The organism is Polaromonas sp. P1_F8 (genome assembly GCF_056405635.1).
On record NZ_JBFUBS010000013.1, the window covers coordinates 1 to 2,316 of the forward strand.

Annotated in this window: 2 protein-coding genes and 1 pseudogene; all 3 read left to right on the forward strand. The window is 53.5% G+C overall.

Features of this window, described 5'->3' with window-relative positions:
• The coding region (locus tag AC1D1J_RS22520) for an RHS repeat domain-containing protein (RefSeq protein ID WP_477695922.1) at nt 1-819 on the forward strand (819 nt) is incomplete at its 5' end.
• Between the two features lie 10 nt (nt 820-829).
• A complete protein-coding gene (locus AC1D1J_RS22525) occupies nt 830-1,306 on the forward strand; it encodes a hypothetical protein (protein ID WP_477687765.1) in 477 nt (158 codons plus the stop codon).
• A gap of 138 nt (nt 1,307-1,444) precedes the next feature.
• Nucleotides 1,445-2,316 (forward strand): annotated as a pseudogene (locus AC1D1J_RS22530) (hypothetical protein); the annotation flags it as partial.

Genomic DNA, 2,316 nt, shown 5'->3' on the forward strand with positions numbered 1-2,316 from the left:
GTCTATGACGAAGAAGGAAAACTGCTCGGTGAGTACGATGCCAATGGCGTGCCCCAATACGAAACCATCTATATGGGAAGCCCGGTCGGGGTGATCAAGCAGACGGGTACGGCCGTGGCCGGGAACATTGCGGTCAGCCTGTACAACGTCTGGACAGATCAGATCGGTGCGCCGAGGGTGATCACTCGCCAGAGCGACGAAGCGATGGTCTGGCGCTGGGATATGGCCGAGCCCTTTGGGGCGACGGCGCCGGATCAGAACCCGAGCAGCCTGGGAGCCTTCAGCTTCAACCAACGACTGCCTGGGCAAACCTTTGATGCTGAGAGCGGGCTGTTCCAAAATTGGAACCGGGAGTACAACCCAAGGATTGGGCGCTATATGCAGTCTGATCCTATCGGGCTGGCTGGTGGCATCAATACCTTTGCGTACGTCGAGAGCGATCCGCTAGAGGTTAGTGATCCGATGGGACTGCAGACTGTAATTCCAGCACCCGTTCTCGCGCCAATAGCAGGCTCTATCGCCCGCCCATCGATTGGCACTTTAGTCGATCCGATCGTAACTCCTGGGATGCCTGATCCGAAGGATCCAAACAACAGTCAAAAATGCAAGAAAATAAAAAAGACAATTGAAAATTTGAAAAAGGAGATTTACAACAAGCGCTATCCTGATCTCCAAAATAACCCACAGAACCTGCCCCAACGTATCGGCCCAGGTGAGGCCTTAAGCGAGACTGTGAGGGGTCATGAAGTCCTGCTGAATCGTCAGCTGCGTAGGCTTAAAGATCTTGAAGAACAATACGACAAAGATTGCTTGTGTTGAAGGACATCAAATGACAGAGAAATTCGCAGAACAGTTACTACAGATATATTCTGTGGATGAAAAGCGCAGTGCTTCACTTTGTAGCCGTCTGGCCGACGAATTTGAGGATGAATTAATGGAGCATGAGGATGTTCCTGATGCGCATCTTGATTACTTCTTAACGCTTATCTCTGTAGAGCGGTATTATCAAAAACCTGGCATCTGGAATTTCATACTTGCTGTTAATAATTTAAGAGATGCTTTGCGCGAAGTTCAATTGACAAAAATTACTGATGCTTTTGTTGTGAACTTTGCAGACTATCGCGATAAAGAACTGTGCTTTGCCGTTTGCGACTTTGTGGCACGAAATCTAGAACCACCTAAGGCAATATCGCTTCTTAATCAACTAAAAAAATGCGAGGCGAAAAAAAGCGAAGCTTTGAGAGGCTACGCCGATGAAGGCCTCTATATCGTTCGACAAGAAATCAAACGTTCAAAGGCTGAGTGAAACCTTCAAAATGTGAGTCAGTCTGAATTCGGCAATACACGACAGCGGCAGCACGGTGGACAAGCTGACGGGCTGGAGTTGGACCAGCACCAAGATTCAGGCCATCGGCTATGACGCCAAGGGTTAAGTCAGTGCACGATGGGCTACAGCTGGGGCGACACGGGAAGCGCCCTGGACAAACTCACGGCCATCACCTACCCCAGCGGAACAAAAGTCAACTACAGCTATGACGCCCAGGGCGTGGTCAATGCCGTCACGGTGAATCCGCCCAATGCCAATGGCGTGGGCACCAATACTGGCACCACCCTGCCGCTGATAGCAGGCATCACCACCAACGCTGAAAGCAAGATGACCGGGTGGAGCTGGGCCAGCAGCAAGACCCAGGCGATCAGCTACGACGCCAACGGCCAGATCATTGCGTACAACCTGGGTGACCCGACAACAACTGGGATTCGCCGAACCATTCTTCGTGACACAGCGGGACGCATCACCGGCTACACCCACACCAGCAATGGAACGCCCGTCCCCGCGCTGGACCAGAGCTTTGGTTATGACAACCTGAACCGCCTGATCAGCGCGACCCTGGGCAGCAGTGCGATCCAGTACAGCTATGACGCCACCGGCAACCGAACCGCCAAGGTCATCGGCGGCACGAGCTATCCGAACACCATCTCGACCACCAGCAACCGGCTGAACCAAACCCAGGACACAACAGGCACGGCCATCGTGGTGCACGATGCGGCTGGCAACATCACAGGCGACGGGGTCAATACCTATGGCTACAGCGACCGCGGCAGGCTGGCCACGGTGACCAACGCCGGCGGCACGGTGAGTTACAGCTATAGCGCGCTGGAGTTGAGAATGAGCAAGGCGGGGCCGACGGCGCTGGTGCCTACCGGTGCGGCTTACTACGTCTATGACGAAGAAGGAAAACTGCTCGGTGAGTACGATGCCAATGGCGTGCCCCAATACGAAACCATCTATATGGGAAGCCCGGTCGGGGTGATCAA

Bases quoted from the DNA above. Each gene is read 5' to 3' on its own strand.
- AC1D1J_RS22525 (WP_477687765.1), top strand. From the start codon at position 830: ATGACAGAGAAATTCGCAGAACAGTTACTACAGATATATTCTGTGGAT.